At 64.4% G+C, this 26,623-nt stretch carries 25 protein-coding genes; 9 read left to right on the top strand and 16 right to left on the bottom strand.

The features are described from left to right. Positions 1-141 precede the first annotated feature (141 nt). The 8 genes from wspR to ACIPZG_RS01795 all read right to left on the bottom strand — a co-directional run bounded on the left by wspR (position 142) and on the right by ACIPZG_RS01795 (position 9,485). Positions 142-1,146, bottom strand: a complete 1,005-nt coding sequence (gene wspR / locus ACIPZG_RS01830; protein ID WP_008094032.1) for a Wsp signal transduction system regulator diguanylate cyclase WspR — start codon at positions 1,144-1,146, stop codon at positions 142-144. A 51-nt stretch (positions 1,147-1,197) separates the two neighbouring features. Continuing rightward, on the bottom strand, positions 1,198-2,211 hold the full coding sequence (locus tag ACIPZG_RS01825; RefSeq protein WP_400639219.1) for a chemotaxis response regulator protein-glutamate methylesterase: 1,014 nt from the start codon (positions 2,209-2,211) through the stop codon (positions 1,198-1,200). Next, the gene (locus tag ACIPZG_RS01820; RefSeq protein WP_400709606.1) at positions 2,208-4,538 is read right to left on the bottom strand and encodes a hybrid sensor histidine kinase/response regulator; all 2,331 of its coding nucleotides are present in this window, start codon (positions 4,536-4,538) and stop codon (positions 2,208-2,210) included. The genes ACIPZG_RS01825 and ACIPZG_RS01820 overlap by 4 nt, the downstream gene beginning before the upstream one ends. Beyond that, complete coding sequence (locus ACIPZG_RS01815; RefSeq protein WP_400709603.1) at positions 4,535-5,200, bottom strand: chemotaxis protein CheW; 666 nt, start codon at positions 5,198-5,200, stop codon at positions 4,535-4,537. Before ACIPZG_RS01815 ends, ACIPZG_RS01820 begins: the two co-directional genes overlap by 4 nt. Continuing rightward, positions 5,197-6,453 carry a CheR family methyltransferase gene (locus ACIPZG_RS01810; protein ID WP_400709600.1) on the bottom strand — a complete coding sequence of 419 codons (1,257 nt, stop codon included), beginning with the start codon at positions 6,451-6,453 and terminating at the stop codon, positions 5,197-5,199. Before ACIPZG_RS01810 ends, ACIPZG_RS01815 begins: the two co-directional genes overlap by 4 nt. Continuing rightward, the gene (locus ACIPZG_RS01805) at positions 6,450-6,962 is read right to left on the bottom strand and encodes a chemotaxis protein CheW (protein ID WP_400709597.1); all 513 of its coding nucleotides are present in this window, start codon (positions 6,960-6,962) and stop codon (positions 6,450-6,452) included. The genes ACIPZG_RS01810 and ACIPZG_RS01805 overlap by 4 nt, the downstream gene beginning before the upstream one ends. A gap of 5 nt (positions 6,963-6,967) precedes the next feature. Then, on the bottom strand, positions 6,968-8,590 hold the full coding sequence (locus ACIPZG_RS01800) for a methyl-accepting chemotaxis protein (protein WP_400709594.1): 1,623 nt from the start codon (positions 8,588-8,590) through the stop codon (positions 6,968-6,970). A gap of 208 nt (positions 8,591-8,798) precedes the next feature. Then, positions 8,799-9,485, bottom strand: coding sequence for a tellurite resistance TerB family protein (locus ACIPZG_RS01795; RefSeq protein ID WP_400709591.1), 687 nt, complete (start codon positions 9,483-9,485; stop codon positions 8,799-8,801). 220 nt (positions 9,486-9,705) lie between these two features. Between ACIPZG_RS01795 and ydcS the strand changes: the two genes are divergently transcribed. The 7 genes from ydcS to ACIPZG_RS01760 all read left to right on the top strand — a co-directional run bounded on the left by ydcS (position 9,706) and on the right by ACIPZG_RS01760 (position 15,993). Next, a complete protein-coding gene (gene ydcS / locus ACIPZG_RS01790; RefSeq protein ID WP_400639212.1) occupies positions 9,706-10,857 on the top strand; it encodes a putative ABC transporter substrate-binding protein YdcS in 1,152 nt (383 codons plus the stop codon). A gap of 162 nt (positions 10,858-11,019) precedes the next feature. Beyond that, a complete protein-coding gene (locus ACIPZG_RS01785; protein ID WP_400709588.1) occupies positions 11,020-12,060 on the top strand; it encodes an ABC transporter ATP-binding protein in 1,041 nt (346 codons plus the stop codon). Position 12,061: 1 nt separating this feature from the next. Further along, a complete protein-coding gene (locus tag ACIPZG_RS01780) occupies positions 12,062-12,994 on the top strand; it encodes an ABC transporter permease (protein ID WP_400709585.1) in 933 nt (310 codons plus the stop codon). Then, positions 12,984-13,790 (top strand): ABC transporter permease, encoded by an 807-nt coding sequence (locus ACIPZG_RS01775; RefSeq protein WP_400639209.1) that lies wholly within the window; start codon positions 12,984-12,986, stop codon positions 13,788-13,790. Before ACIPZG_RS01780 ends, ACIPZG_RS01775 begins: the two co-directional genes overlap by 11 nt. 16 nt (positions 13,791-13,806) lie before the next feature. Next, positions 13,807-15,231 carry a gamma-aminobutyraldehyde dehydrogenase gene (locus ACIPZG_RS01770; RefSeq protein ID WP_400709582.1) on the top strand — a complete coding sequence of 475 codons (1,425 nt, stop codon included), beginning with the start codon at positions 13,807-13,809 and terminating at the stop codon, positions 15,229-15,231. Between the two features lie 178 nt (positions 15,232-15,409). Continuing rightward, positions 15,410-15,664: a type II toxin-antitoxin system HicA family toxin gene (locus ACIPZG_RS01765; RefSeq protein WP_400709579.1), complete on the top strand. Its 255-nt coding sequence runs from the start codon at positions 15,410-15,412 to the stop codon at positions 15,662-15,664. Further along, entirely contained in the window at positions 15,661-15,993 is a 333-nt protein-coding gene (locus tag ACIPZG_RS01760; RefSeq protein ID WP_400709576.1) for a type II toxin-antitoxin system HicB family antitoxin, read from the top strand. Before ACIPZG_RS01765 ends, ACIPZG_RS01760 begins: the two co-directional genes overlap by 4 nt. A gap of 9 nt (positions 15,994-16,002) precedes the next feature. On the opposite strand, the gene ACIPZG_RS01755 is transcribed toward ACIPZG_RS01760, so the two are convergent. The 3 genes from ACIPZG_RS01755 to ACIPZG_RS01745 all read right to left on the bottom strand — a co-directional run bounded on the left by ACIPZG_RS01755 (position 16,003) and on the right by ACIPZG_RS01745 (position 19,549). Next, entirely contained in the window at positions 16,003-17,109 is a 1,107-nt protein-coding gene (locus ACIPZG_RS01755; RefSeq protein WP_008098359.1) for an NADH:flavin oxidoreductase/NADH oxidase, read from the bottom strand. Positions 17,110-17,284: 175 nt separating this feature from the next. Next, positions 17,285-18,994 carry a single-stranded-DNA-specific exonuclease RecJ gene (gene recJ / locus ACIPZG_RS01750; protein WP_400709571.1) on the bottom strand — a complete coding sequence of 570 codons (1,710 nt, stop codon included), beginning with the start codon at positions 18,992-18,994 and terminating at the stop codon, positions 17,285-17,287. A gap of 12 nt (positions 18,995-19,006) precedes the next feature. Then, the gene (locus ACIPZG_RS01745) at positions 19,007-19,549 is read right to left on the bottom strand and encodes a YaeQ family protein (RefSeq protein ID WP_008100080.1); all 543 of its coding nucleotides are present in this window, start codon (positions 19,547-19,549) and stop codon (positions 19,007-19,009) included. 133 nt (positions 19,550-19,682) lie between these two features. Between ACIPZG_RS01745 and ACIPZG_RS01740 the strand changes: the two genes are divergently transcribed. Continuing rightward, the gene (locus ACIPZG_RS01740; protein WP_008100082.1) at positions 19,683-20,882 is read left to right on the top strand and encodes a CaiB/BaiF CoA-transferase family protein; all 1,200 of its coding nucleotides are present in this window, start codon (positions 19,683-19,685) and stop codon (positions 20,880-20,882) included. Positions 20,883-20,896: 14 nt separating this feature from the next. Then, positions 20,897-21,754: a TIGR02285 family protein gene (locus ACIPZG_RS01735; protein WP_400709568.1), complete on the top strand. Its 858-nt coding sequence runs from the start codon at positions 20,897-20,899 to the stop codon at positions 21,752-21,754. Between the two features lie 130 nt (positions 21,755-21,884). Here the strand turns inward: ACIPZG_RS01735 and ACIPZG_RS01730 are convergent, their stop codons facing one another. The 5 genes from ACIPZG_RS01730 to ACIPZG_RS01710 all read right to left on the bottom strand — a co-directional run bounded on the left by ACIPZG_RS01730 (position 21,885) and on the right by ACIPZG_RS01710 (position 26,485). Then, positions 21,885-22,166, bottom strand: a complete 282-nt coding sequence (locus ACIPZG_RS01730; protein WP_400710855.1) for a DUF3509 domain-containing protein — start codon at positions 22,164-22,166, stop codon at positions 21,885-21,887. Positions 22,167-22,246: 80 nt separating this feature from the next. After that, on the bottom strand, positions 22,247-22,645 hold the full coding sequence (locus tag ACIPZG_RS01725; RefSeq protein ID WP_400709565.1) for a histidine kinase: 399 nt from the start codon (positions 22,643-22,645) through the stop codon (positions 22,247-22,249). A 227-nt stretch (positions 22,646-22,872) separates the two neighbouring features. Next, a complete protein-coding gene (gene thrC, locus ACIPZG_RS01720) occupies positions 22,873-24,282 on the bottom strand; it encodes a threonine synthase (protein ID WP_400709562.1) in 1,410 nt (469 codons plus the stop codon). Positions 24,283-24,336: 54 nt separating this feature from the next. After that, positions 24,337-25,641 carry a homoserine dehydrogenase gene (locus ACIPZG_RS01715; protein ID WP_400639202.1) on the bottom strand — a complete coding sequence of 435 codons (1,305 nt, stop codon included), beginning with the start codon at positions 25,639-25,641 and terminating at the stop codon, positions 24,337-24,339. Positions 25,642-25,723: 82 nt separating this feature from the next. After that, the gene (locus ACIPZG_RS01710; protein ID WP_008094498.1) at positions 25,724-26,485 is read right to left on the bottom strand and encodes a thioredoxin fold domain-containing protein; all 762 of its coding nucleotides are present in this window, start codon (positions 26,483-26,485) and stop codon (positions 25,724-25,726) included. Positions 26,486-26,623 lie beyond the last annotated feature (138 nt).

Here is a 26,623-nt window from a genome sequence, read left to right as displayed (position 1 = left end):
AGTCTGGAGCATGGCGGCAGACCCGCCGGGCGGTAGAAATCCTCTGGGCCTATCGCCGGCAAGCCGGCTCCCACAGGTTGGGCGCCAATCTCAGGCACACGCTGTACCTGTGGGAGCCGGCTTGCCGGCGATGAGGCCCGTTCAGGCGATCCCGACCTGGTTGCGCCCGCTGTGCTTGGCCAGGTACAAGCCCTTGTCCGCCGCCAGTATCAGTTGCCGGCAATGGCTGCCAACCGGCGGTGTATGGGTCGCCAGGCCAATGCTCACGGTCAGACGCGAGTCGGCCTGCGGTGCACTGTGCGGGATATTGAGGCCGAGCACGGTCTGGCGCAGTTTCTCGGCTACCAACCGCGCACCGCCTGGGGAGGTGTTGGGCAGCACCAGGGCGAACTCTTCGCCGCCATAACGCGCCGGCAGGTCGGTAGGCCGCGAGCACGAGCCACGGATGGCCTCGGCCACCTGGCGCAGCGCTTCGTCACCGGCCAGGTGGCCGAAGCTGTCGTTGTAGACCTTGAAGTAGTCGACATCGATCATCAGCAATGACAACTGCTGCTGCTCACGCATGGCCCGGCGCCATTCCAGCTCCAGGTATTCGTCGAAATGGCGGCGGTTGGACAGCCCGGTGAGGCCGTCGGAGTTCATCAGCCGCTGCAGCATCAGGTTGGTGTCGAGCAACTGTTGCTGGCTGACGCGCAAGGCACGGTAGGCCTCGTCGCGTTGCAACAGGGTCAGGTACGAGCGCGAGTGGTAGCGGATACGTGCCACCAGCTCGATGGTGTCGGGCAACTTGACCAGGTAGTCGTTGGCCCCGGCGGCAAATGCCGCGCTCTTGACCAACGGGTCTTCCTTGGTCGACAGGACGATGATCGGAATGTCCTGGGTGGCCGGGTTGTTGCGGTATTCGCGCACCAGGGTCAGGCCATCCAGGCCAGGCATGATCAGGTCCTGGAGGATCACCGTTGGCTTGATGCGCATGGCCTGGGCCACGGCCTGGTGCGGGTCGGCGCAGAAGTGGAAGTCGATGTTCTCTTCGTGGGCCAGGCCACGGCGCACGGCTTCGCCGATCATCGCCTGATCGTCGACCAGCAGGACCATCGCCGAGTTTTCGTTGGCGGTCGCGAAACCTTCGATCGGTAAATCAGTCATCCGTTTTCACCTGATCACTGCAGCCTGGGCCGCGTGATTCAATACATGTCGTCATTTTGCAAAGATTTCCATCAAGCGCCCGGCGATTCGCTCCAGCGGACGGATTTCCACCGCCGCGTCGATTGCCGCGGCTGCCTTGGGCATACCGTAGACGGCGCTGCTGGACTGGTCCTGGGCAATGGTCAGGAAGCCCTGCTGGCGCATCAGTTTGAGGCCCTGGGCACCATCGCGGCCCATGCCGGTGAGCAGCACGCCCACCGCATCGCCGCGCCAGTAGCGCGCCACGCTCTCGAAGAACACATCGATCGAGGGCCGGTAGATTTCGTTGACAGGTTCAGCAGTGTAGGCCAACTGGCCACCCTGTAGCAGGCGGATATGGTGATTGGTGCCCGCCAACAGCACTTGCCCCGGCTGCGGAGGCTCGCCCTCGCAGGCCAGGCGCACCGGCAGCCCGCAGGCACTGCTGAGCCATTCGGCCATGCCGGCGGCGAACACCTGATCCACATGCTGAACCAGCACGATGGACGCCGGAAACGCCCTGGGCAAACCCTTGAGCAGCACCTCCAGGGCGGCAGGCCCACCCGCCGAAGAACCGATCGCCACCAGGCCCCGGCTCTGGACGGCGTCACGCAAGGGCGCGGCCACCGGTTTCGTCGCACTGGGCCGCTGCTGGCCTATCAGCCAGCTAATGTTGAGAATCTTGCGCAGCAGCGGCGCCGCTGCCTCGCGCGCATCGCCCGCGCCGAGGGCGGGGGTATCGACCACATCCAGGGCGCCATGGCCCATGGCCTCGAACACCCGGTGCACGTTCTGCTTGCGATCGACGGTAACGATGAGGATGGCGCAGGGCGTCTCGGCCATGATCCGCCGAGTGGCTTCGACGCCGTCCATCACCGGCATGATGAGGTCCATGAGGATCAGGTCGGGGGTGACCTCGGCACACTTGCGCAGCGCCTCGGCGCCATTGCCGGCCACCCAGATCACCTCGTGCGCGGGCTCGAAGGCCAGGGCCCGGCGCAATGCCTCCACGGCCATGGGCATGTCGTTGACGATGGCGATCTTCATCCTTGAGCACCTCCGATCAATTCAACCACAGCATCCAGCAACGCATCGTCGTGGAAACTGGCCTTAGCCAAATAGTAGTCGGCTCCGGCGTCCAGGCCACGGCGTCGATCTTCTTCACGGTCCTTGTACGACACCACCATCACCGGCAGTGACTGCAGCCGCTGGTCGCGGCGCACCAGCGTGACCAGCTCGATACCGTCCATGCGCGGCATGTCGATATCGGTGATCAGCAGGTCGAAGTCCTCGCCGCGCAGGGCGTTCCAGCCGTCCATGCCATCGACGGCGACGGCCACTTCGTAGCCGCGATTGCTCAACAGCTTGCGTTGCAGTTCGCGCACGGTCAGGGAGTCGTCGACCACCAGGATGCGTTTGCGGGTCACGCCACGGCCCATCTGGGCGCCACGTTCGATACGTTCGAGGCGGCCAGTGCTGAGCAGCTTCTCGACCGAGCGCAGCAGGTCTTCGACATCGACGATCAACACCACCGAACCATCGTCCAGCAAGGCCCCGGCGGAGATGTCCTGGACCTTGCCCAGGCGCGGGTCCAACGGCATCACCACCAGCACGCGCTCGCCGATCAAACGCTCCACGGCCACCCCGTAAAGCTGTTCGCGTTCGCGGATCACCACCACCCGCAAGCTGCCGCCCTCACCGTGCTCCGCAGGCCGGTTGAGCAGCTGGCTGGCGGCCACCAGGCCGATATGCCGGCCCTCGTGCCAGAAATGCTGGCGCCCTTCGATCTGCACGATCTGCTCGGCGGCGACCTCCAGGGTGCGTTCGATATGCGCCAGCGGGAACGCGTAAGCCTCACCGCCGACCTCCACCACCAGACTGCGTACCACCGACAGGGTCAGCGGCACTTCCAGGTGGAAGCGGCAGCCTTGACCGGCCACGTGGGTCAGCTCGATCGAACCCCGCAGCTCGCGGACCATGTGCTGCACTGCATCCAGGCCGACGCCACGGCCAGACACCTCGGTGACCTTGTCGCGCATGCTGAAGCCCGGCAGGAACAAGAAGGTGAGCAGCTCTGCCTCGCTCATCTGCTCCACCGTGTCGGCTGGCGACAAGCCCCGCTCGACAATGCTGCGGCGTAACCGCGCGATATCGATACCGGCACCGTCGTCGCTCAGTTCGAGGATCAGCAGGCCCGCCTGATGGGACGCGCGCAGGCGTATTGCGCCCTCCTCCGGCTTGCCGGCCAACAGGCGCTGTTCGGGCCGTTCAATGCCATGGTCGACGGCATTGCGCAGCAAATGGGTCAGGGGCGCATCGAGCTTTTCCAGCACATCGCGGTCGACCTGGGTCTTCTCGCCGTCGATCTGCAGGCGCACCTGTTTCCCCAGCGAGCGCCCCAGGTCGCGGACCATGCGGCTCTGGCCGGTGAGCACGTCGGCGAACGGGCGCATCCGGCAGGCCAGGGCGGTGTCGTAGAGCAACTGTGCGCGCTGGCTGGCCTGCCAGCCGAATTCGTCGAGGTCGGCCGCCTGCTGTTGCAGGATCTGCTGGGTTTCCAGCAGCAGCCGCTGGGTCTGGGCCAGGGCTTCGAGCACTTCCGGGCTCTGGCCGCTGTCCTCCAGTTGGGTCTTGAGCCCATCGAGGGCGCGCATGCCTTGGCCGTGCATGCGTTTGAGGCGCTGCAAGGTGGCCAGGTAAGGCTTCAGGCGCTGGGTCTCGACCAGCGACTTGCTGGACAGATCGAGCAGGCTGTTGAGGCGGTCGGCGGTCACCCGCAGCACCCGCTCGCCCCCTTCCCCACCGCGTTTGCCGGCCTTGCGCAGCGCCGGCAGTTCGCTCTCGGGCTCAGCGTCGAGCAGTGCCGGTTCGGCTGGCGCTGGCGATGGCACCGGCGCAGGCATCGACACGGCGGGTTCGGCCATGGGCGTCGGCGTCGGCGTCGGCGTCGGCGTCGACGTCGACGTCGACACCACGGGAGCAGCCCCCGGATCGATCAAGCCGGCCATTTGCACGAGGAATGCCGGCACGCCAGCCTCGCCCTGCGGATCACCGGGCGTGGCGATATGCAGCAACAGGTCGGTACCGCGCAGCAGTGCATCGATATGCTCGGCACGCAGCAGCAGCCGGCCTTCCTGGGCCGCCACCAGGCAATCCTCCATCACATGGGCAACGTTGACCCCGGCATCGAGACCGACGATCCGCGCCGCGCCCTTGAGGGAGTGAGCGGCGCGCATGCAGGCTTCCAGTTGATCGGCCTGGGTCGGGTTGCGCTCCAGCGCCATCAGCCCGGTGCTGAGCACCTGTGTCTGGGCTTCGGCCTCCAGGCTGAACAGTTCGAGCAACGATGCGTCGCGCATTTGCTCAGGGGTCATGACAGGCTCCGCTGCACGGCAGACAGTAGTTGTTGGTCGTCCAGCACGCGCACACTGCGCCCGCGCCACTGCATCACAGCCGCCGTGAAGGGTGCCGTTTCCTCGCTGGTACCTGTCAGCGCGAGGTCCAGACGGTGGATGCCATCGATCTCGTCCACGGCCATCACCACCGGGCCTCCCGTCGCTGCCAGGATCAACAGGCGCGGCATCGCCCGGCCACTGCGCGACTGATCAGGCACATGCTCGCCCCCCAGCAGGTCGCTCAGGGACAGGCACGGGACCAGGGCGCCGCGTACGTTGGCCACACCCTGCAGAACGCGCGAGCGCTGATGGGGCAGTGAATGCACCGGCTGAACCGGGGCGATTTCGGCCAGGCAGGCGGTGGCCAGGGCCAGCCATTCCTCACCCAGGCGGAACAGCAGCAGCGAGCGACCAGCAACGGCCTCGCTCTCCTGAGCTTCGTGCACCTGCTCGTCCTGACCCAGCGCATAGCGGTCCAGCAGGCGCGTGGCGGCAGCGGCGTAGACGTCACAATTGCGACAGTGGATGTGCCGTTCCAGCAGCGGGCACTGCTTGTCGCCATGCACGCCGATACGGTTCCAGCAATCGTCGATGGCCTGATCGTCCTTGGCGAGCAGCCCGATCGCGTGTTCGACGCTCATCGTTCAGACTCCCTTCCGACGCGCGCCGCACGTTCCTGCAGGCGGCGGGCGCCCGCGCTATCGCCTTGGGCGGCCAGCAACGTGGCCAGGTGCAGCAGCGCTTCAGGGTGCTGCGGCTCCAGGTACAAGGCCTTGCGGTAATGGCTCAGCGCTTGCGCGGCGTCGCCTTCGGTATCACTGAGCAGGCCCAGCCAGTAATACACCTGAGCTTTCGGCGCGAACTCGCGCAGGTAGCGCTGGCAGCTGGCGCGCGCTTGCACACTGTCACCGGCATTGGCTTGTCGCGCGATGCTGGCCAGCAACTCGCTTTCGCGCTCGCGTGGCGCGACCACGGGGGCAGCGAGCGGTGTCGCCAGTCGCGGTCGCGGCGCAGGTGCAGGCCGGCCCGGCGCGATCGGGGCCGCCGTCGGGGGCGGGGAAGCGCTGCGCAGGGGCTGAGGTGCGGCAGTGGGGGCATCCGCAGGCTGACGCACATAGGCAAATGACTGGGCAAGCCCCAGCGGACGCATGCCCAGGCGCGCCAGCAGGCTGCCTTCGGCAGGCCCGATGAACAGCACGCCCTCGGCATGTACCAGGCGCTTGAGCACCTCGAAGACCCGTTGCTGCGTCGGCACATCGAAGTAGATCAGCAGGTTGCGGCAGAACACGAAATCGTACTGGCCATTGCGGCTGGCCAATATCGGATCGAGCACGTTGCCCACCTCGAACCGCACCTGTTGACGTACCCGGTCATCCAGCTGATGGCTGTCGCCGGCATCAACGAAGTGCCGCTCGCGAAACGCCAGGTCGCTGCCACGGAACGAGTTGCGTCCATACACGGCCTGCACGGCCCTGGCCACCGAATTGGGGCTGATGTCCATGGCGTCGATCTGGAAGGTGGCGGGGTTCAGCCCCGCATCCAGCAGCGCCATGGCCAGCGAATAAGGCTCTTCACCGGTGGAACACGGCAGGCTGAGCAAGCGCAACGGCCGCTCGCCGGCCAGTTCGGCCAGGCGCTTGTGGGCCAGGCCGGCCAGCGCGGTGAACGACTCGGGATAGCGGAAAAACCAGGTCTCCGGAACGATCACCGCTTCGATCAAGGCCTGCTGCTCGTCTGCCGATTGCTGCAGGCGCAGCCAGTAGTCGTCCAGGTCGGCGGCATTGAGCGCGACGCAGCGCTGGCGCAGGGCACGCTCGACCATCGGTACACCCACCGACTCGACGTCCAGGCCTATTCGCTCTTGCAGAAAACGGAAAAAGCGTTGCTGGCTCATGACCACACCTGCTGCTGGCCTGACGGGTTCGGGAACAACAGCTGACGCACGGCATCACTGAGCAGGTCATCCACCTCGATGCGCTGCAGCAGCCCCTGTGCATCCTGGCGCACCGGCCCCAGGTAAGGCGCTTCGCCGTTATCCAGGCCATAGGGCTGGAATTCCTCCGGGCGGCAGCGCAGGGTCTCGGTGGCCTGCTCCAGGATCAGCCCAAGTTGATGTTCCTTGCGGTAATGCACCAGCACCAGGCGCGTGCTGGTGCGCTCGGCGGCGGGCTCGGCAAAACTCAAGGCACACAGGTCGACCACCGGCACCAGCACACCCCGGTGGGCGAGGATACCGGCGACCCAGGCCGGTGCCTGGGCAATCGGCTTGAGTGGCCGGCGTGGCAGCACCTCGATCACCTCGTGCACATTCAGGGCGAAGCGCTGCTGGCCGAGTCGAAACTGCAGGTACAGCGTGCCCTTGGCGCGGGCCGCCGCTGCCGTATGCGGATGCAGGTCGGTCATGACGATCAGACTTTGAAGCGCGATACGCCGCCGCGCAGGCCTGCGGCCACCTGGCTCAGCTCATCGATGGCAAAGCTGGCCTGGCGCAGCGACTCCACGGTCTGGGTGCTGGCGTCGCTGAGCTGGGCCAGGGCCTGATTGATCTGCTCGGCACCGGTGGCCTGGGCCTGCATGCCTTCGTTGACCATCAGCACCCGTGGCGCCAGCGCCTGGACCTGATGGATGATCTGGCTAAGTTGCTCGCCGACCTGCTGCACCTCGAACATGCCGCGGCGCACTTCCTCGGAGAACTTGTCCATGCCCATGACTCCGGCCGACACCGCCGACTGGATTTCCCGCACCATCTGTTCGATATCGTAGGTCGCCACGGCCGTCTGGTCGGCCAGGCGACGCACCTCGGTGGCGACCACCGCGAAGCCACGGCCGTACTCGCCGGCTTTCTCGGCTTCGATGGCGGCGTTGAGCGACAGCAGGTTGGTCTGGTCGGCGACCTTGACGATGGTCACCACCATCTGGGTGATGTTGCTGGCCTTTTCATTGAGGATCGCAAGCTTGGCGTTGACCAGGTCGGCGGCGCCCATGACCTGGTGCATGGTTTCTTCCATGCGCGCCAGGCCTTGCTGGCCAGAACCGGCCAGGCTCGACGCCTGGTCGGCGGCGCTGGTGACTTCAGTCATGGTGCGCACCAGGTCGCGCGAGGTGGCGGCAATTTCACGCGAGGTGGCGCCGATTTCCGTGGTGGTGGCCGCCGTTTCGGTGGCCGTGGCCTGCTGCTGCTTGGAGGTGGCGGCAATTTCGGTCACCGAAGTGGTCACCTGCACCGACGAGCGCTGGGCCTGGGACACCAGGTTGGCCAGTGCTTCGGCCATTTCGTTGAAGCCACTTTCGATGGCGCCGAACTCATCCTTGCGGTCCAGGCTCAGGCGCATGCTCAGGTCGCCCGAGCGCAGCTTGTCGAGGGCATGCACCACACGCTGCACGGGTGCAGTGATGGCCCGCATCAGCAGCAGCCCGCAGATACAGGCTGCAATGATCGCCAGCAACAGCGAGATCATCATGCTGCCTTTGGCCGTGCTCACGGCGCTGCCGATTTCGTGGGTGGCGGCGTCGGCCGACTCGCGGTTGTGCTCGATCACCGCGTTCAGGTGCTGGCGCCCGTCGACCCAGGCCGGGGTCAGGACATCGCTGATCAGCCGCTCGGCTTCGCTGTAGTTGTGCTGGCGATAGGCGTCCAGCACCTCGCCGATGAGCTTGATGTAGGTTTCTTCCATCTGCACGAAGTCATCGAACCTGGCCTGGTCGTCACTCGCCTGGATGGTGGCCTGGTAACTGGCCATGTGTTGCTTGAGGCGTGTCTCGAAACTCTTGAACAGCTCCATGTCTGCCGGGGTCACTTCACGGCGGTTGGACAGCCCCACCAGCTGCTGGCTGGTGATATAGCTGTCGACCCAGGCACTGCGGATCATCGAGCTGTAGTAGACCCCTGGAATGCTGTCGGTCCCCACTGCCTCTTCGGCCTTTTCGATCGCCATCAGCCGCGAGTAGGCGGCGACGATCATCAGCAGCATGATGGCGATGATCACGGCGAAACTTGCCAGGATCCGTTGGCGCAAGGTCCAGTTCTTCACATTCAGCCCTCAGGAATTCACAACGAGCGGGAAAAATCGTCGAAGTATAGCGTAGGCGCCCTACGCTTTTGCGGCTGAAATGCGCGGAAAATGTGGTCTTTACCGATATACAAACCATCGCCGGCAAGCCGACTCCCACAGGCTCAGCTCTGCCCTTGTGGGAGCCGGCTTGCCGGCGATGGGCTGCAAAGCAGCCCCGAGGCCCCTGTCACTGCCCAGCAGCAAGCCTCACCTGGTTCTCCAGCTCCTGGCGCAACGCCGGTTCCAGGCGCAGCTGGCGGGCCAGTTCATCCAGGTAGGCGCGCTCCATGAAATTCTCCTGATCGACCATCATCACGCTGGCCAGGTACATCTCGGCCGCCATCTCCGGGGTTTGCGCCGCGCGGGCGACTTCGGCCGGGTCCAATGGTTTGTTGAGCTCCGTGTGCAGCCATTGCTGCAGCTCACCGTCGCTGTCCAGTCGAGTGAATTCGCCTTCGATCAGTTGGCGTTCGCGCTCATCGATATGGCCATCGGACTTGGCCGCCGCCACCAGCGCACGCAGTACCGCCTGGCTATGCACCTCGGCCTGGGCCGGGGGCAGCCGGTCGAGTGTCTGCGGCGCGGTGCCCTGCCCTGCGCCCTGGCTCGCCTGCCAGTTGCCGTAGGCCTTGTAGGCGAGCACGCCCAAGGCGGCCAGCCCCCCGTAGGTCAGTACTTTGCCGCCCACATTGCGCGTTTTCTTGTTCCCCAGCAGCATGCCCATGACCCCGGCGGCCAACGCCCCGCCGCCAGCCCCGGACAACAAGCCGCCGAGCCCACTTGCGCCCGCCGAGGGTTTGCCGGCGCCTGACTGTTTGTTCAGCAGATCCTGGCCGGATTTGAGCAATTGATCGAGCAAGCCACGGGTGTTCATGAACAGGTCTCCACGTTGCGAAATGTAACGGCCAGAGTAAGGCCTGCCGTGTGCCGGGCCACCCCTGGATTTGCTTCCAGATGTTGCTTTAGCTGGCAAAAAGCCAACTAGACTCGATATCGCCAACATCCTGCGCAAGCGCACTACGCTCATAACAATTGCATCACTGCTTTCTTGATGACTGCCCCGACCAAGATCTCCAAGAAGAAGAGGGAACACCATGTCAGTGCACAAGACCGCATTGCTCGGCGCCGTGACCGGCGCGCTGCTGGCCAGCGCCGGCCTGCAGGCCGCCGAGCTGCCCAAGGCCCTGGGCGCCACTGAAGGCCGGCTGGATATCGTCGCCTGGCCCGGCTACATCGAGCGCGGCGAGAGCGACAAGGCCTATGACTGGGTCAGCGGCTTCGAGAAGGAAACCGGCTGCAAGGTCAGCGTCAAGACCGCCGCCACCTCCGATGAAATGGTCAGCCTGATGAACAAGGGCGGGTACGACCTGGTCACCGCCTCCGGCGATGCCTCGCTGCGCCTGATCGTCGGCAAGAAGGTGCAGCCGATCAACACCGCGCTTGTCCCCAACTGGAAGAACATCGACCCGCGCCTGCAGAACGGCGGCTGGTACGTGGTCGACAAGCAGGTCTATGGCACCCCGTACCAGTGGGGCCCTAACGTGCTGCTGTACAACACCAATACCTTCAAAGAGGCGCCGACCACCTGGGGGGTAGTGTTCGAGCCGCAGGACCTGCCTGATGGCAAGCCGAACAAGGGCCGTGTGCAGGCCTATGACGGTCCGATCTACCTCGCCGACGCGGCGCTGTACCTGAAATCGGCCAAACCGGAACTGGGCATCCAGGACCCCTACGAGCTGAACGAAGCCCAGTACAAGGCGGTGCTCGACCTGCTGCGCCAGCAGCAACCGCTGATTCACCGCTACTGGCATGACGCCACGGTACAGATGAGCGACGTGAAGAACGAAGGGGTAGTCGCCTCCAGTTCCTGGGGCTACATGGTCAATGGCCTGAAGGCCGAGAACCAGCCGGTAGCCTCGACCATTCCGAAGGAAGGCGCCACGGGCTGGGCCGACACCACCATGCTGCACGCCGAGGCCAAGCACCCCAATTGCGCCTACAAGTGGATGGACTGGTCGTTGCAGCCGAAGGTGCAGGGCGATGTGGCGGCCTGGTTCGGCTCGTTGCCAGCGGTGCCGGCGGCGTGCACCAGCAGCGAGTTGCTGGGGGCCGAGGGATGCAAGACCAACGGCTTCGACAACTTCGACAAGATCGCTTTCTGGAAAACCCCGCAGGCCCAGGGGGGCAAGTTCGTGCCGTATAGCCGATGGACCCAGGACTACATTGCGATCATGGGAGGGCGCTAGTGTAGGCCTACAAGGGTTTTTTTTGCTGACGAAACTGGGGCTGCTGCGCAGCCCTTTCGCGACACAAGGCCGCTCCTACAGGGGCCTGCGCGGTTTCTGTAGGAGCGGCCTTGCGTCGCGAAAGGGGCGCACAGCGCCCCCCGATTCACCGTGGAGTCGCCCATGCCCCTAGCAGTCCAGTTCACCCAGGTCTCGCGCACCTTCGCCGAGGTCAAGGCCGTCGACCAGGTCAGCATCGACATCGAGGACGGCGAGTTCTTCTCCATGCTCGGCCCTTCGGGCTCGGGCAAGACCACCTGCCTGCGCCTGATCGCCGGCTTCGAGCAACCCGACAGCGGCTCGATTCGCATCCATGGCAGCGAAGCCGCCGGCGTGCCGCCCTACCAGCGCGACGTCAACACGGTGTTCCAGGACTACGCCCTGTTCCCCCACATGAACGTGCGCGACAACATTGCCTATGGCCTCAAGGTCAAGGGCGTGGCCAAGGCCGAACGCCACACACGCGCCGAAGAGGCACTGGCCATGGTCGCCCTGACCGGCTACGGCGAGCGCAAGCCGGCGCAGCTTTCCGGCGGTCAGCGCCAGCGCGTCGCCCTGGCCCGCGCCCTGGTCAACCGGCCGCGGGTGCTGTTGCTCGACGAGCCGCTGGGCGCGCTCGACCTGAAACTGCGCGAACAGATGCAAGGCGAGCTGAAGAAGCTGCAGCGCCAGCTGGGCATCACCTTCATCTTCGTCACCCACGACCAGACCGAAGCCCTGTCGATGTCCGACCGCGTGGCGGTGTTCAACCGCGGCCGCATCGAACAGGTCGACACCCCGCGCCAGCTCTACATGAAGCCCGCCACCACCTTCGTCGCCGAGTTCGTCGGCACCTCCAACGTGGTGCGTGGCGACCTGGCCGAGCAGCTCAGCGGTGGCCGCTCGCCCTTCTCCATCCGCCCCGAACACATCCGCCTCGGGGACACGCCCAGCAGCGGCCAGGACGTTCAGCTCAGTGGCCTGCTGCGCGACATCCAATACCAGGGCAGCGCCACGCGCTTTGAGGTGCAACTGGACAACGGACAGCTGCTGGCGGTAAGCCAGGCCAACGATCGCTGGCAGGACCAGCCCCAACCCTGGCAGGCTGGCCAGCGGGTGCAGGTGCGCTGGCCACGTGAAGCGATGACGGCGCTGCAGGAAACCGTGCTGGTCGAGGGCCGCTGAAATGAGCCTGGCCCAGCCACCTTCAAGCCCGTTGCGCCGGCTGTCCAACCTGCTCTACCGGCGCCCCAACCTGTACCTGTTACTGCTGCTGATCCCGCCGCTGACCTGGTTCGGCGCCATTTACCTGGGTTCGTTGCTCAACCTTTTGTGGCAAGGTTTCTACACCTTCGACGACTTCACCATGGCGGTGACGCCGACGCTGACCCTGGGCAACTTCGCCGCGCTGTTCAACCCGGCGAATTTCGACATCATCCTGCGCACCCTGGCCATGGCCGTGGCGGTGTCGCTGGCCAGCGCGGTGCTGGCCTTCCCCATCGCCTACTACATGGCGCGCTACACCACCGGCAAGACCAAGGCCTTTTTCTATATCGCGGTGATGATGCCGATGTGGGCCAGCTACATCGTCAAGACCTACGCCTGGACCCTGCTGCTGGCCAAGGGCGGCGTGGCCCAGTGGTTCGTCCAGCAGCTGCACCTGGATGGGTTGCTGCAAGCCGTGCTGGCGATACCCGGGGTGGGTGGCAGCACGCTGTCGACCTCGCACCTGGGGCGCTTCATGGTGTTCGTGTACATCTGGCTGCCGTTCATGATCCTGCCGATCCAGGCCTCGCTGGAGCGCCTGCCGCCGTCGTTGCTGCAGGCCTCGGCGGACCTCGGCGCGAGGCCAGGGCAGACCTTCTGGCAAGTGATCCTGCCTCTGTCGATCCCCGGTATTGCCGCGGGCTCGATCTTCACCTTCTCGCTGACCCTGGGCGACTTCATCGTGCCGCAACTGATCGGCCCGCCCGGCTACTTCATCGGCAGCATGGTCTACGCCCAGCAAGGGGCGATCGGCAACATGCCGATGGCCGCCGCGTTCACCCTGGTGCCCATCGTGCTGATCGCGATCTACCTCTCCATCGTCAAGCGCCTGGGAGCCTTCGATGCACTCTGAAAAAGCCTCGACCGGCCTGCGCCTGGCGGCGTGGGGTGGTTTGTTGTTCCTGCACTTTCCGATCCTGATCATCGTGCTGTACGCCTTCAACACCGAAGATGCGGCGTTCAGCTTTCCGCCCCAAGGCTTCACCCTCAAATGGTTCGCCGTGGCCTTCGCCCGCCCCGACGTGCTCGAGTCCATCAAACTGTCGATCCAGGTGGCCTGCCTGGCCACGCTGATTGCCCTGGTGCTCGGCACGCTGGCTTCGGCGGCGTTGTACCGGCGCAACTTCTTCGGCAAGGAGGGGATTTCGCTGATGCTGATCCTGCCGATCGCCCTGCCCGGGATCATCACCGGCATCGCCCTGCTGTCGGCGTTCAAGAGCCTTGGAATCGAGCCCGGGATATTCACCATCGTGGTCGGTCACGCCACCTTCTGCGTGGTGATCGTCTACAACAACGTGATCGCGCGGCTGCGCCGAACCTCGCAGAGCCTCATCGAAGCCTCGATGGACCTGGGCGCCGATGGCTGGCAGACGTTCCGCTACATCATCCTACCCAACCTCGGTTCGGCACTGCTGGCCGGCGGCATGCTGGCCTTTGCCCTGTCGTTCGACGAGATCATCGTCACCACCTTCACCGCCGGGCACGAACGCACGCTGCCGATATGGCTGCTCAACCAGCTCAGCCGCCCGCGCGACGTGCCGGTGACCAACGTGGTCGCCATGCTGGTGATGCTGGTGACCATGCTGCCGATCCTCGGCGCCTATTACCTGACCCGCGGCGGTGAGAGCGTCGCGGGCAGCGGCAAATGACCTACAAGGAGCCCCCATGCAAATCAACATGCTGATCAACGGTCGCCTGGTCGCTGGCGAAGGCCCTGCCTGGACCGTCCTCAACCCCGCCGAGGGCAACGCCCTGGTACAGATCAACGAAGCCAGCGAGGCCCAGGTCGATGCCGCCGTGCGCGCCGCCGACCTGGCCTTCGACAGCTGGTCGCAGACCAGCCCCAAGGAACGTTCGCTGGCCCTGCTGGCGCTGGCCGACGCCATCGAAGCGCACGGCGATGAACTGGCCAGGCTGGAATCGCAAAACTGCGGCAAGCCTTTCGCCGCCGCCCTCAACGACGAAATACCGGCCATCGTCGACGTATTCCGCTACTTTGCCGGCGCCGCCCGCTGCCTGGGGGGCTCGGCGGCAGGCGAATACCTGCCGGGCCATACCTCGATGATCCGCCGCGACCCGCTAGGTGTGGTCGCCTCGATCGCCCCCTGGAACTACCCGCTGATGATGCTGGCGTGGAAGGTCGCCCCGGCCCTGGCTGCCGGCAATACCGTGGTCATCAAGCCGTCCGAGCTGACCCCGCTGACCGCCCTGCGCTTTGGCGAGCTGGCCAAGGGCCTGCTGCCTGCCGGCGTGCTCAACATCCTCTTTGGCCGTGGGCAAACGGTCGGCAACCCGCTGGTCACCCACCCCAAGGTGCGGATGGTCTCGCTGACCGGCTCGATCCCTACCGGCGCGCACATCATTGGCTCTACCGCCGACAGCGTGAAGCGCATGCACATGGAGCTGGGTGGCAAGGCCCCGGTACTGGTGTTCGACGACGCCGACATCGATGCCGCCATCGACGGCATCCGCACCTTCGGCTTCTACAACGCCGGCCAGGACTGCACGGCGGCCTGCCGTCTGTATGTGCAGGAGGGCATCTACCAACGCTTCGTCGAGCGCCTGGGCAAGGCCGTGGCGAGCCTCAAGCCCGGCGTGCAGGACGCCGAGGACACCGAGCTGGGCCCACTGATCAGCGCCCAGCACCGTGACAAGGTGGCGGGCCTGGTGAACCGCGCCATTGCCCAGCCGCACATCCGTCTGATCACCGGCGGCAAGGCACTGCCAGGGGATGGGTTCTTCTTCGAGCCAACGGTGCTGGCCGACGCCCTGCAGGACGATGAGATCGTGCGCAATGAGGTCTTCGGCCCCGTGGTATCGGTGACGCGCTTCACCGACGAAGCCCAGGCACTGGAGTGGGCCAACGATTCGGAATACGGCCTGGCCTCATCGGTGTGGACCCGCGACACCGGCCGCGCCCACCGCCTGGCGGCGCGGTTGCAGTATGGCTGCACCTGGGTCAACACCCACTTCATGCTGGTCAGCGAAATGCCCCATGGCGGGCAGAAGCATTCGGGGTATGGGAAGGACCTGTCGATGTATGGGCTGGAGGATTACACCTGTGTGCGACATGTGATGATCAAGCATTGAATCTGGGGTGATGTTCCCGGCCCTATCGCCGGCAAGCCAGCTCCCACGGGTACAGCGCAAGCCATAAGAGCAGCGCTGTACCCGTGGGAGTGCGGTTCTTCAATTTCGCGAAGATTCTTTCAATCCTTAGCCCTGCGTCCTACAGCCAACTCGTTGCCTGGTATCATATTCTGATACCATGAACAATTACCAAAGATCGACCCTTCAGGCCATCTTCAAAAAACCGGTCCCCAGGACATTGGAATGGGTGCGCGTGGAATCACTGCTGATATCGATTGGCGCCAACGTGATCGAAGGACGTGGATCGCGCGTGCGCTTCGAGCTCAATGGCGTGGTTGCCACATTTCATCGACCTCATCCGGACAAGCATGCCAAGCCTTATCAATTACACGGCGCCCGCCAGTTCCTTGAGCAGGCAGGAGTGACACCATGAATGTAATGACCTATCGCGGTTATGCCGCACGAATCGAGTACAGCGACGAAGATCAGCTGCTGATTGGCCACGTTGCGGGCATTCGCGACGTCATCGGTTTTCACGGGGAATCGATAAGCGAATTACGACACGCGTTCCAGGAGGCAGTGGATGACTACCTCGAGACCTGCGCGCGCCTGGGCAGAGAGCCGCAAAAGGCTTACTCCGGAAAATTGAGCCTGCGCCTGGAGCCTACCCTCCACGCCAGCGTGGCAGCCAAGGCCGAGCTGGCGCAGAAGAGCATCAACCAATGGGTAAGCGACATCCTGAGTCAGGCTGCCTACCATTGAGGCAACCGATCAATCCCGCAAATCGGACTCATGAATCGGGTTTGCCCGGCTGGTCGCGCGTTGGTACTGCGCCGGCCAGGTCGCCTTGTTGCCGCCCAGGTCGTCATCGGCATGCAGCGGCCAGTACGGGTCGCGCAGCAGTTCCCGGGCCAGGAAGATGACATCGGCCTGCCCGGTACGCAGGATGTGTTCGGCCTGGGCCGGCTCGGTGATCATGCCCACCGTGCCGGTGGCGATTTCAGATTCCTTGCGCACGCGCTCGGCGAAGCGGGTCTGGTAGCCGGGGCCGGTGGGGATCTCGGCGTTGACCGAAGTACCGCCCGAGGACACATCGATCAGGTCGACTCCGAGCGCGCGCAGGCGGCGGGCCAGTTCGACGGTTTCGTCCGGGTTCCAGCCATCTTCCACCCAATCGGTCGCCGAAACCCGAACGAACAGCGGCAGCTCCTGGGGCCAGATCTTGCGCACCGCCTCGGTGACTTGCAGGGTCAGACGGATACGGTTTTCGAAGCAGCTGCCGTACTCGTCGCGGCGCTGATTGCTCAGCGGCGAGAGGAACTGGTGCAGCAGGTAGCCATGGGCAGCATGGATCTCGACCACCTTGAAACCCGCCTGTAGCGCCCGTTCGGTGGCAGCAACGAACGCGCTGACAACGTCCTGGACTTCGTCCTTGGTCAATTCACGCGGGGCGGTGTGCTGCGGGTCGAAGGCAATCTTGGAGGGCCCCACGGGCTGCCAGCCCCCCTCATCGAGCTTGACGCTGCCTTGCTTGCCCAGCCAGGGCCTGAAGGTGCTGGCCTTGCGCCCGGCGTGGGCCAGCTGGATGCCCGGCACGGCGCCCTGGGCGGTGATGAAACGGGTGATGCGCTGCAACGGGGCGATCTGTGCATCGTCCCACAGGCCAAGGTCTTCGGCGGTGATACGGCCATCGGCGGTCACCGCCACCGCTTCAGTGATGACCAGACCGGCACCGCCCACGGCGCGGCTGCCCAGGTGAACGAGGTGCCAGTCGTTGGCCAAGCCATCGACGGCGGAATACTGGCACATTGGCGAAACCGCGATGCGGTTGGGCAGGGTTAGCTGACGCAGGGTGTAAGGCTCGAGCAGCAGGCTCATGAGGGCACCTCCCAAGGACTCCAATGGTGATCCGGCCCGGACACTCATGCACGACGCTGGTCCGGTATCGGTCATTAATCAGACTAGACCAGATTGGTAGGGGGGAAGGTTCCTCGGGAATTGGGGGTGCCTTTAGGGCCCTATCGCCGGCAAGCCGGCGATAGGGCCCTGGAGGTCAGCGCGGCTCCATGTGGGCAATCATCAGCTGCACGCTTTCGTTACCTCGGAACTCGTTCACATCCAGTTTGTAGGCCAGTTCCACCCAACGCACGGTCGGGTTCGGCCATACCTCGCGGTCGATGCCAAAGGCGATGCCATCCAGGCGCACCGAGCCACATTCGCTCTTGAGCACCACCTTCAGGTGCCGCTCTCCCACCACGCGCTGCTCCACCAGCTGGAACACGCCATGGAACAACGGCTCGGGGAAGTGCTGGCCCCAGGGCCCGGCGTGGCGCAGGGCTTTGGCCAGGTCGAGGTGGAACTCTTCCACGGCCAGGCTGCCGTCCGACAGCAGGCGCCCGGTCAGGTCTTCTTCGCGCAATTGACGGCGCACTTCTTCATCGAACGCCTCGGCAAACGCCGGGAAGTTGCCTTCGGGCAAGGACAACCCGGCCGCCATGGCATGCCCGCCGAACTTGCTGATCAGCTGCGGGTGGCGCGCCGCCACCGCATCCAGCGCATCGCGAATATGAAAGCCCGGCACCGAACGCGCCGAGCCCTTGAGCATGCCGTCACCGGCATCGGCAAAGGCGATGGTCGGCCGGTGGTAACGCTCCTTCAGGCGCGAGGCGAGAATACCGATCACACCCTGGTGCCAGTCGGCATCGAACAGGCACAGACCATACGGCATGGACTCGACCGGCAAATCCTTGAGCTGGGCCAGGGCCTCGCGCTGCATGCCTTGCTCGATCGACTTGCGGTCCTGGTTCAGGTCATCCAGCTGCTGGGCCATGTCCTGGGCCAGCGCCTCGTCCTCGCACAGCAGGCATTCAATACCCAGGCTCATGTCGTCCAGGCGCCCGGCAGCGTTCAACCGTGGGCCGAGGATGAAACCGAGGTCGGTGGAGGTAATGCGCCGATGATCGCGACGCGCCACTTCCAGAATGGCTTTCAGGCCCGGCCGTGCGCGGCCCGCGCGGATGCGCTCCAGGCCCTGGTGCACCAGGATGCGGTTGTTGGCATCCAGCGGCACCACGTCGGCGACACTGCCCAGGGCCACCAGGTCGAGCAGCTCGCCGATGTTCGGCTGTGGCTGCGTCTCGTAGCGCCCCAGGCTGCGCAAGCGCGCCCGCAAGGCCATGAGCACATAGAAGATCACCCCGACGCCCGCCAGCGACTTGCTGGGGAACGCGCAGCCCGGCTGGTTCGGGTTGATGATGGCGTCGGCCTGCGGCAGTTGCGCGCCCGGCAGGTGGTGGTCGGTGACCAGTACCTTGAGCCCGGCCGCCTTGGCCGCGTCCACGCCTTCGACACTGGAGATGCCGTTGTCGACGGTGATCAGCAATTGTGGTTGGCGCTGCAGGGCTACCTGAACGATTTCCGGGGTCAGGCCGTAGCCGTACTCGAAGCGGTTGGGCACCAGGTAGTCGACGTGGGCCGCGCCCAGCAGGCGCAGGCCCAGCACGCCAACGGTACTGGCCGTGGCGCCATCGGCATCGAAATCGCCGACGATCAGGATACGCTGGCGCTGGTCGATAGCCTCGACCAGCAGGTCCACGCCGGCTTCGATACCCTTGAGCTGCTGGTACGGCAACAGCCGCGCCAGGCTCTTGTCCAGTTCGGCTTCGCTCTGCACGCCGCGGGCGGCGTACAGGCGGGTCAGCAAAGGTGGCAGGTTCCCCAGAAATGGCAGGGTCGATGGCAGCGGGCGAGGTTCGATACGCATGGGGGTTTGGGCTCAGCCACGCTCGCCGAGCAGCCACTCGAGCTGCACTTCATGCTGACCACGGTCGTCGGTGACGAATACCGTGCCTTCGCTGATCATCACGTCCCACTTGATGGTGCGGGGCATGTCGGTGGCCAGGACTTCCAGGACCTCCTGCGGTACGGCGGCGATATTCAGGTTCTTCAGCCCTTTGACCGCGTCCACGACCTTGTTCTGCCACACCCGCAGGCTGCCGTAGGCCAGCAGGCTGGTGCGCTCGGTACGGCGCGAGCACCAGGTCAGGCGCTCGGCGTCGGGCTGGCCGACTTCGATCCAGTGCAGGATGCGGTCGTCCAGGCTCTTTTCCCACAGCGCCGCTTCATCGACGTCGGACAAACCACGGCCGAACGACAGGTTCTCGTTGTACCACAGCGCGTAGGCCAGCAGGCGCACGGCCATGCGCTCTTCGGTTTCCGAAGGATGGCGGGCAATGGTCTGGCGGACGTTCTCGTACACGCCACGATCGAGATCGGTGAGGTTCAGTTCGAATTTGTAGGTGGTGGACGGCTGGGCCATGGTCGACTGGGCTTCGTGCAAAGAGAAAAGTTGCCTAGTCTAACTGATCCTGCCCAGGCTTGCGCCGCAGCAGTATCTGCCGCTGAAGACCTATGATAAAACCACCGCTCTGCCTTGTCGCCACGGATGCCACATGCCTACGCCCAGCAAACCCCTCGCCGGACTTAAAGTCATCGAACTCGGCACCCTGATCGCCGGCCCGTTTGCCTCACGCATCTGCGCCGAGTTCGGTGCCGAGGTGATCAAGGTCGAGTCCCCCGACGGGGGTGACCCGCTGCGCAAATGGCGCAAGCTGTACGAGGGCACTTCGCTGTGGTGGTTCGTTCAGGCGCGCAACAAACAGTCGCTGACGCTTAACCTCAAGCACCCTGAGGGCCGCGAAATCCTCAAGCGCTTGCTGGCCGAGGCCGACATCCTGATCGAGAACTTCCGCCCTGGCGTGCTGGAAAAGCTCGGCCTGGGCTGGGATGTACTGCATGCGCTCAACCCGCGCCTGGTCATGGTCCGCCTGTCGGGTTTCGGCCAGACCGGGCCGATGAAGGACCAGCCGGGCTTTGGTGCGGTGGGCGAATCCATGGGTGGCCTGCGCTACATCACAGGCTTCGACGACCGCCCGCCGGTGCGCACCGGGATCTCCATCGGCGATTCGATTGCCGCGTTGTGGGGTGTGATCGGCGCGCTGATGGCGCTGCGTCACCGCGAAGTCAACGGCGGCGAGGGCCAGGTGGTGGATGTGGCCCTGTACGAAGCGATCTTCGCCATGATGGAAAGCATGGTCCCGGAATTCGACGTGTTCGGGTTCATTCGCGAGCGTACCGGCAACATCATGCCGGGCATTACACCCTCCTCCATCCACACCACTGCCGATGGCAAGCATGTGCAGATCGGTGCCAACGGCGATGCGATCTTCAAGCGCTTCATGCAGGCCATCGGTCGCACTGACCTTGCCGAAGACCCGTCGCTGGCCAGCAATGATGGCCGCGACGCGCGCCGTGACGAGCTGTATGGCGTGATCGACCGCTGGGCCAACGGCCTGCCGCTGGAACAGGTCATGCGCACACTCAACGACGCCGAAGTGCCCGCCAGCCGTATCTTTTCGGCCGAGGACATGTTCAACGATCCGCAGTACCTGGCGCGGGAAATGTTCCTGCAGGCTCGTCTGCCGGACGGCAAGCCGTTCAAGATGCCCGGCATCGTGCCGAAACTTTCCGAAACGCCAGGCTCCACCGAGTGGGTCGGCCCGGCCTTGGGCGAACATACCGATGCGTTGCTGGCCAGACTGGGTTACGACACGGCCGCTATCGCCAGCCTGCGCACCGCGGGCACCGTCTGAGATCGCCCTTGCCCATGCGCGCCCGGTCCTTGCTCTGCGGCCTGTTGCTCTCCATGGCCCTGGCGCCGGTGCAGGCCAGGGAACGCCTGCTGTGGCTGGTCCGCGACCTGCCGCCTTTCACCATTTTCGAGGGCACGGAAAAAGGCCAGGGCGTGGTCGACCAGATGTTGCCGCTGCTGATCGAACAGATGCCCGAGTACGACCACGCCATCGTGCGGGTCAACCGTGCCCGCGGCATCCAGATGCTGCAGGACCGAAGCAGTTTCACCTGCGACCCGACCCTGCTGTGGACGGCAGAGCGCGCCAAGTTCGTGCACTTCTCGGTGCCGACCTTGGGCGTGATGAGCGGCGGCCTGGTGGTTCGCAAGCATGGCGAAGCACTGCTGGCACCTTTTCTAGAGGGCCAGCAGGTCGACTTGAAAGGTTTGCTCGACAGCACGCAATTGAAGTTGGGCATCGTCGCCGGACGCAGCTACAGCACGCAGATCGATGACATTCTGCGCCAGCTGCCCGATACCGTATTCAGCCGCCATTACGGTAACGATGCCACCGCCAGCCTGCTGCAAATGCAGCAACTCGGTCGCCTGCAACTGGTACTCGGCTATTGGCCAGAGGTGCGTTACCTGATTCAGCAACAGGGGGGCTCGCTGGACGATTACCGCTTCCACCCGATCCAGGGCGTGAACCGCTATCAGTTCCTGCATGTGGGCTGCTCGGACTCGCCACTGGGGCGCGAGGCCATTGCCCATATCGACCAGCTCTTGCCGGCGTTACGTCGCGATACGCTGCCGGCACTGTATGCCCGCTGGCTGGACCCGGAATTGCGCGGAGACTACCTGCAACAGAGCAAGCAGTTTTTCGAAAAGCGCTAGAAAAAAGAAACCCCGGAACGCTGGGGAAGACGTCCGGGGTCAAGCGAAAGTCCTTACGGGCTTCCCGTGACAACCTGCCTGCACCGGAGCTGTGTGCAAGTGGGTTGCCCTACTGCGTCTGATAAGCCAATCAGGCAAAGGTTCCCTGCGGTTGCATACGCTGTTGCAACGCCGCGATCACACAGGGCTGCAAACGCCCCTCGACAATCTGCAAGTCACGGTGCAAACCGTCTACCAAGTCGATCAGCAGGCTTTGCTCCTGCAATTGGCGCAGGCTGACAGAGCGGCGCAATGCCGTGCCACCGAGGCCCTCGTAAACGATCAATTGGCGGTTGCCGCTGGTATCGGCGGCGTCAAGGTGGGTTCGATAAGGCGACAGGGCGTCGTTGAGCAGTCTGCAGATTCTTTCCATCCGGATCACTCGCGCAGGTAGTGGGACATACAGTAACTGACCAACAAGCGCAGCGGAAAGTTCGCCCGGCTGCGGCTGGTTCATTGAGCATGCTTGGGCGATGTGACGGTTTGAATACACCGTATGGCCTGTTGCCAGCGCGGCATGGGTAATGGCCAGGGCAGCTCGGCGAGCACCCAGAGGCCTCGCTTGCGAGCCTCTTCAGCAAGGTCCGGACCCTGGGCACTGGGACAGCCGGTGAACAACACAGCGCGCAATGAGCGGTCACGCTCGATGCGCTTGAGTAAGGTCAGGCCATCGCTCATTGAATGATCAAGGATCAGCAAGTCGGCTTTGCGCGGGCGCGCAAGGCAAGCGCCGAGGTCGGCAAGATCGGCGGTGACACGCACGTCGAAAATGCCCTGGGCATTGCACGCCTGGTGCAGGAGGATCTGGTGGGAAGGCCGAGACTGGTGAATCAACACGTAGGGCTGACGCATGAGCCGCTCCTTTGGAAAAGGGCGGCAACTCTATGCAAGTTTCAGCATGATTTATGTAGGACGATTCTGAACAAGACTGAAGAAGGTGCCACAAAAAAGGGCCGCTGCGCGCCCCAATCGCCGGCAAGCCGGCTCCCACAGGCCACCACAGTCTTGAATACAGTGGTTTTCTTGTGGAAGCCGGCTTGCCGGCGATTGGGCCGCACAGCGGCCCCTTCGACTTCCGCTTAAAGCGGCTTGCCGCGATTACCGTGCTGGCTGACGAAGGCCTGCATTGCCTTCAGGTCGTTGGCCAGTACCGTGCAGCGCTCTTCGCGGCTGAACAGGTCGCTCAAGTGTTCTGGCAGCTCCAGCGCCTTGCCGATGCCGGCCTTCTCCACCGCTTCCGGGAACTTGACCGGGTGCGCAGTGCCCAGTACCACCATCGGCGTGTCCAGGCTGCGGCGGCACTCGCGGGCGGCCTTGACGCCGATCGCGGTGTGCGGGTCGAGCACTTCACCGGTGCTGGCAAAGACTTCAGCGATGGTCTCGCAGGTTTGCTCATCGCTCACGGCCAGCGAATCGAACAGCTTGCGGGCTTCGGTCCAGCGGTCTTGCTCGACGCTGAAGCCGCCGCCCTGCTTGAAGTTGGCCATCAGTTCGCCGATGGCGGCGCCGTTGCGGCCATGCAGGTCGAACAGCAGGCGCTCGAAGTTGGACGAGACCATGATGTCCATCGACGGCGACAGGGTCGCGTGCAGGGTTTCCTTGACGTACTGGTTGCCGCTCATGAAGCGGTGCAGGATGTCGTTGCGGTTGGTTGCCACCACCAGCTGGCTGATCGGCAGACCCATGTTGCGCGCCAGGTAACCGGCGAAGATGTCGCCGAAGTTGCCGGTCGGTACCGAGAACGCCACCGAACGGGCCGGGCCGCCCAGCTGCAGAGCAGCATGGAAGTAGTAGACGATCTGGGCCATGATCCGCGCCCAGTTGATCGAGTTGACCGCCACCAGGCGAGTGCCCTTGAGGAAGGACTGGTCGGCGAAGCTGGCCTTGACCATTTCCTGGCAGTCGTCGAAGTTGCCTTCGATGGCGATGTTGTGGATGTTCTCACCGAAGATGGTGGTCATCTGCCGACGCTGCACTTCCGACACACGCTGGTGCGGGTGAAGGATGAAGATGTCGACGTTGTCGCAACGGCGGCAGCCTTCGATGGCGGCGGAACCGGTGTCACCACTGGTGGCACCGATGATCACCACGCGCTCGCCGCGCTTGGCCAGCACGTGGTCGAGCAGGCGGCCGAGCAGTTGCAGGGCGAAGTCCTTGAACGCCAGAGTCGGGCCGTGGAACAGCTCCATGACCCACTCGTTGCTGTTCAGCTGACGCAGCGGTGCAACGGCGGCATGAGCGAACTCACCGTAGGTTTCTTCGAGGATCTTCTTGAAGTCGGCGTCGGCAATGCTGCCGGTGACGAACGGGCGCATCACCCGGAAGGCCAGCTCGTGGTACGGCAGGCCGGCCCAGGAGGCGATTTCTTCCTGGGTGAAGCGTGGCAGGTTCTCGGGTACGTACAGGCCGCCGTCGCTGGCAAGGCCCGCCAGCAGGACGTCTTCGAAATTCAGGGCCGGTGCCTGGCCGCGGGTGCTGATATAACGCATGGCTACAAACCTTCGATGCTGGGCCCGGGCCGCCGTCGCGGCCCGTGGGGGAAATTAGTTGAGCTGTTCGACGCGGATGCGCACGACCTTGCCGACCACGTCCTGCAGGGCTTCCAGGGCGACGATGGCGTCATTGATGCGCTGCTCGACCACACCGTGGGTCAGCAGGATCATCGGCACCAGGCCATCCTGTTCCTCGGCTTCCTTCTGCATGATCGACTCGATGTTGATGCCGCGCTCCGACAGGATGCTCGCCACCTGGGCCAGTACGCCCGGGTGGTCCTTGGCCTGGATGCGCAAGTAGTAGGCACTTTCGCAGGCTTCGATCGGCAGGATCGGGTGGGCCGACAGCGAGTCCGGCTGGAAGGCCAGGTGCGGCACACGGTTTTCCGGGTCGGACGTCATGGCGCGGACCACATCGACCAGGTCGGCGACCACCGAGGAAGCCGTCGGCTCCATGCCGGCACCGGCGCCGTAGTACAGGGTGGAACCGGCAGCGTCGCCATTGACCATCACGGCGTTCATCACGCCATTGACGTTGGCGATCAGGCGGTCGGCCGGAATCAGCGTCGGGTGCACGCGCAGCTCGATGCCCGCGTCGGTGCTGCGGGCCACGCCCAGGTGCTTGATGCGGTAGCCCAGGGCTTCGGCGTAGTTCACGTCAGCAGTGGTCAGTTGAGTGATGCCTTCGGTGTAGGCCTTTTCGAACTGCAGCGGGATGCCGAAGGCGATGGAAGCCAGGATGGTCAGCTTGTGCGCCGCATCGATGCCTTCGACGTCGAAGGTCGGGTCGGCTTCGGCATAACCCAGCGCCTGGGCTTCGGCCAGCACGTCGGGGAAGGCACGACCTTTCTCGCGCATCTCGGTGAGGATGAAGTTGCCGGTGCCGTTGATGATCCCGGCCAGCCAGTTGATGCGGTTGGCCGACAGGCCTTCGCGGATCGCCTTGATCACCGGGATGCCGCCAGCCACCGCAGCTTCGAAGGCGACGATGACGCCCTTCTCGCGGGCCTTGGCGAAGATTTCGTTGCCGTGCACGGCGATCAGCGCCTTGTTGGCGGTGACCACGTGCTTGCCGTTTTCGATGGCCTTGAGCACCAGGTCACGGGCCACGGTGTAGCCACCGATCAGCTCGATGACAATGTCGATCTCCGGGTTGTTCGCAACGTCGAACACATCAGCGGTAATGGGGGTACCGGTAATCTGGCAGTTCGGGTTCTGCGAGCGCATGGCGATCTGTGCCACTTCAATACCGCGCCCGGCACGGCGGGCAATCTCCTCGGCGTTGCGCTGAAGTACATTGAAGGTACCGCCACCGACGGTCCCCAACCCACAGATGCCTACTTTGACCGGTTTCACTGTGAACTCCCCATTGAACGGCCGGCACCTGCGCCGACCGTGAAACATGCCGTCACCCCATGACGACGGCGTACTGAATGAATTACTTGGCGGCCTGCTGCTGGCCAGCCAGGGCCAGCTTGGCCACTTGTGGCGCAGGCTGGTAGCCCGGGATCACCTGGCCGTTCTCGAGCACGATCGCCGGGGTGCCATTGACCCCGATCGACTGGCCCAGCTGGAACTGCTTGCTGACCGGGTTGGCGCACTTGGCGGCCTTGATTTCCTTGCCTTCGACCATCTTGTCCAGCGCCGCGCGGCGGTCGCTGGAGCACCACACGGCCTGCAACTGCTCATCACCCGACGAACCGAGGCCCTGGCGCGGGAAGGCGACATAACGCACTTCGATACCGCGACGGTTGAGCTCCGGGACTTCGGCGTGCAGCTTGTGGCAGTACGGGCAGGTCGTGTCGGTGAATACGGTGATGTGCGACTTGGTTTCGCCCTTGGCAGGATAAACCACCATCTCGGCGGCTGGAATGCCGTTGATGAGCTTGGCGATGCCCAGGCGTTCGGTCTTTTCAGTCAGGTTGACCGGCTTGCCGTCCTGGATCTGGAACAGATAGCCCTGCATGACGAACTGGCCGTCGCCGCTGGCGTACAGCACGCGACCGCCCTGCAGCTTCACTTCATAGAGGCCGCTGACCGGGCTGCTGGCCACGCTTTCCACGGGCACTTCCAGTTCGAGGTTCTGCAACGATTTGCGGATGGCCTGCTCGGCAACGGCATTGCTATCGGTCGCCGCGGCAACGGCGAAGGTACTGGCCAGCGCCAACGCGGCGGCGGCGATCATCTGGGTCAAACGCATGGGAACTCCTGAAGGCGGACAGGGGCCGGAGGGCGTCACCCGCGGAAAAACCGCGGCGACCGTGCGGCCCTTGGTGCAAACCGCTCAAGCCTACCACATCACACCGTCAATGAAGGGGTCTGCAGGTACCGGCCGGCG

Source organism: Pseudomonas sp. NPDC089395, assembly GCF_044749525.1.
Lineage (GTDB): Bacteria > Pseudomonadota > Gammaproteobacteria > Pseudomonadales > Pseudomonadaceae > Aquipseudomonas.
This window is presented reverse-complemented; position numbering and strand designations above follow the sequence as displayed.